The 3,338-nt window shown below is 73.4% G+C and carries 3 protein-coding genes; 1 reads left to right on the top strand and 2 read right to left on the bottom strand.

Going from position 1 to position 3,338, the window contains the following annotated elements; all coding sequences use genetic code 11:
- A partial coding sequence (locus HW445_RS23510) for an aminoglycoside phosphotransferase family protein (protein ID WP_180222945.1) occupies positions 1 to 704 on the top strand: 704 nt, incomplete at its 5' end.
- 124 nt (positions 705 to 828) lie between these two features.
- On the opposite strand, the gene HW445_RS23505 is transcribed toward HW445_RS23510, so the two are convergent.
- The gene (locus HW445_RS23505; RefSeq protein WP_218957321.1) at positions 829 to 2,523 is read right to left on the bottom strand and encodes a proline--tRNA ligase; all 1,695 of its coding nucleotides are present in this window, start codon (positions 2,521 to 2,523) and stop codon (positions 829 to 831) included.
- A gap of 99 nt (positions 2,524 to 2,622) precedes the next feature.
- A complete protein-coding gene (locus tag HW445_RS23500) occupies positions 2,623 to 3,174 on the bottom strand; it encodes a GNAT family N-acetyltransferase (RefSeq protein WP_180222944.1) in 552 nt (183 codons plus the stop codon).
- Positions 3,175 to 3,338 lie beyond the last annotated feature (164 nt).

The raw sequence follows: 3,338 nt of genomic DNA, 5'->3' as shown, positions 1-3,338 counted from the left end.
AGCTGATTCCGCCGCGGTCGCGTCCGGCGAGCGAGCGCGTGGCGCTGGCGCACTGGCACGGGCTGGGCGCGGCGCAGTTGCTGGAGACCGAGCCGTCGGCGGGCGAGGGCGTGCTGCTCCTGGAGCGGCTGAACCCGGACGTCTCGGTGCGGACCCTGCCGGAGGCGAAGGCGTTGCTGGAGGGCGCGGCGACGCTGCGGCGGCTGTGGGTCGAGCCGCCTGCCGGTCACGTCTTCGAGACGGTCGAGGAGCGCACGGGGCGGCAGGCCGAGGCGATGCGGGCGAGCGTCGCGGGTCCTGACGACGAGGCGGCGGGCCTGGTGGACACCGCGCTGGGGCTGCGGGCGGACCTCCTGGCGGACCCGCCGGAGCGGCTGCTGCTGCACGGGACGTTCCGCCAGAGCAAGGTTCTGGGCGGCGAGCGGATGCCGTGGCTGGCGGTCGGTCCGGACCCGGTGGTCGGCGAGTGCGCGTTCGACCTGGCGCGGCTGGTGCGGGACCGGGTCGAGGACCTGATCGCGATGCCCTCGGGCGCGGCGACGACGCGACGGCGCGTGAAGCGGCTCGCGGAGTCGCTGGAGGTGGACCGCGAGCGGTTGCGGGGGTGGACGGTGTTCCGCGCGGTCGAGTCGGGGCTGCGGGCCCGGCGGGTCGGACGGGACCGCGACGCGGACTGGCTGCTGGAGTTCGCCACCTGGCTGTGACAGCCGCGGGCCCGCCCCCAGCGGCGCTGGCCGTCGGGGGCGGGCCCGCGGCAACGGCGAAGGGCACGGCACGGGATGCTGGTGGCCCCGTGCCGTGCCCTGGAAGTGCGGCCTACGCCGTCGGTCACGCCGTGAGGCGGGCGATCGCCTCGGCGACGGGGAGCTCCTCGCGCTCGCCCGTGCGGCGGTCCTTCAGCTCGACGACGCCCTCCGCGGTGCGGCGCCCCGCGACCAGGATCTTCGGGACGCCGATCAGCTCGGCGTCGGTGAACTTCACGCCCGGGGAGACACCGGCGCGGTCGTCCACCAGCACACGCACTCCCTTGGCGGCGAGCTGCTCGGACACCTCCAGCGCCAGCTCCGTCTGCGCGGCCTTGCCCGCGGCGACCACGTGGACGTCCGCGGGGGCGACCTCGGCCGGCCAGCACAGGCCCTTGTCGTCGGCGGTCTGCTCGGCCAGCGCCGCCACCGCGCGGGTGACGCCGACGCCGTAGGACCCCATGGTGACCCGGACCGGCTTGCCGTTCTGACCCAGCACGTCCAGCTTCATCGCGTCGGTGTACTTGCGGCCCAGCTGGAAGATGTGGCCGATCTCGATGGCGCGGTCCAGCTTGAGGCCGGCGCCGCAGTTGGGGCAGGGGTCGCCCTCCTGGACCACCACGACGTCCACGTACGCGTCGACCTCGAAGTCACGGCCGGCGACGACGTTCTTCGCGTGGGTGTGCGCCTTGTTGGCGCCGGTGATCCACGCGGTGCCGGGGGCGACCCGCGGGTCGGCGATGTACGTGACCTTCTCCAGGCCCTGGGGGCCGACGTAGCCGCGGACCAGGTCCTCGCGGCCGGTGAAGTCCTCGGCGGTGACCAGCTCGACCGCGGCCGGGGCGAAGTGCGCCTCGACCTTGCCGAGGTCGACCTCGCGGTCGCCCGGCACGCCCACCGCGACGATCTCCCCGTCGACCTTGACCAGCAGGTTCTTCAGGGTGGCGGAGGCCGGCACGCCCAGCGAGGCGGCCAGCGTCTCGATGGTGGGGGTGTCCGGGGTGGGGATCTCCTCCAGGGCGGGCACGGCGGAGCCGTCGACCGGCTGCAGCGCGTAGGAGACCGCCTCGGTGTTGGCGGCGAAGTCGCAGTTCGGGCAGTCGGCGAAGGTGTCCTCGCCGGCCTCGGCGGGGGCCAGGAACTCCTCCGACTTGGAGCCGCCCATGGCGCCGGCCGTGGCGGCGCAGATGCGGTAGTCGAGGCCGAGACGGGCGAAGATGCGCTGGTAGGCCTCGCGGTGCAGGGCGTACGACTGGGCCAGGCCCTCGTCCTCGGTGTCGAAGGAGTACGAGTCCTTCATCATGAACTCGCGGCCGCGCAGCACGCCGGCCCGCGGGCGGGCCTCGTCGCGGAACTTGTTCTGGATCTGGTAGAGGATGACCGGCAGGTCCTTGTAGGAGGACGCCTGGTCCTTCACCAGCAGCGTGAAGATCTCCTCGTGGGTGGGGCCGAGGAGGTAGTCGCCGCCCTTGCGGTCCTGGAGACGGAACAGCTCCTGGCCGTACTCGTCCCAGCGGCCGGTGGCGTCGTAGGGCTCACGCGGCAGGAGGGCGGGCAGCAGCACCTCCTGGGCGCCGATGGCGTCCATCTCCTCGCGGACGATCCGCTCGACGTTGGAGAGGACCTTCTTGCCGAGCGGCAGCCAGGACCAGACACCGGCGGCGGTGCGGCGGACGTAACCGGCGCGGACGAGCAGCTTGTGGCTGAGGACCTCGGCGTCGGCCGGGTCGTCGCGCAGGGTCTTCGCCATCAACCGGGACATGCGCTGGACCTGGGCCATGTTTATTACTCCTGCTGCGTAAGGGTGATGGCCCCGAGGTTAGCCGGGCGGCGCGCGGCGGCGGAAATCGGTTTGCCCCCCGACGGGTGTTCGGGCCGGCTATCCGCGGCGCAGGGGCAGCGGCGCGCCCATCACGGCGTAGGGGACGGTGGCGCTGGGGAAGTGCACGCGGCGGGCCAGGTCGGTGTAGCCCAGGGTGCGGTAGAGGCGGCGCGCGGGGCTCTCCTGGTCGATGGCGGAGAGGATCGACCGGGGCTGGTCCGCGCCGTCGGTGATGGCGGTGATCAGCGCGCGTCCGATGCCCTGCTTCTGGTGGAGGGGGTGGACGTGCAGCTCGGTGATGACGAAGGAATCGTCCAGCCAGGCGTCGTTGCCCAGTGCCCGGAGGTAGGGCTCGACCACGGTGGACCACCAGTGGGAGCGGTGGTTGGGCATCGCGTAGACGAATCCGGCGAGCCGTCCGTCGGGGGTGGTCGCGCCGAGGGCGCGGGCGCCGGGGAGGGTCATGTGGCGCTGGACGATCTGCCTGCGTACCGCGATCTCGTCCTCGCCGAGTCCGAACGCCTCGGCCTGCACGGCGAGCGCCTCGTCGACCTGTGCGGAGAGGTCGAGGGGGGCGATGACGACGGGGCCGGAGGGGGTGTGCGGCATGTCGGGAGAGTACCCGCTGACCGCCGGTAGGGATCCGCCGGATCCGGACCGCGCGTACCGGGCCCGTGCCGGGCGGCGGGATCCGGCCCGCACGCCGTTGAGGAACCCGTCCGACGCCTCGAAGCGGAAGCCGGCGCCCCGGCCCGGGGCGCCATGCACCCGAC

Source organism: Streptomyces sp. UH6 (assembly GCF_013421635.1).
Taxonomy (GTDB): domain Bacteria; phylum Actinomycetota; class Actinomycetes; order Streptomycetales; family Streptomycetaceae; genus Streptomyces; species Streptomyces abyssomicinicus.
Note: the sequence above shows the minus strand (reverse complement) of the source record. Positions and strands in the feature narration are given on the sequence as shown.

Bases quoted from the DNA above. Each gene is read 5' to 3' on its own strand.
- HW445_RS23500 (WP_180222944.1), bottom strand. From the start codon at position 3,174: ATGCCGCACACCCCCTCCGGCCCCGTCGTCATCGCCCCCCTCGACCTC.
- HW445_RS23505 (WP_218957321.1), bottom strand. From the start codon at position 2,523: ATGGCCCAGGTCCAGCGCATGTCCCGGTTGATGGCGAAGACCCTGCGC.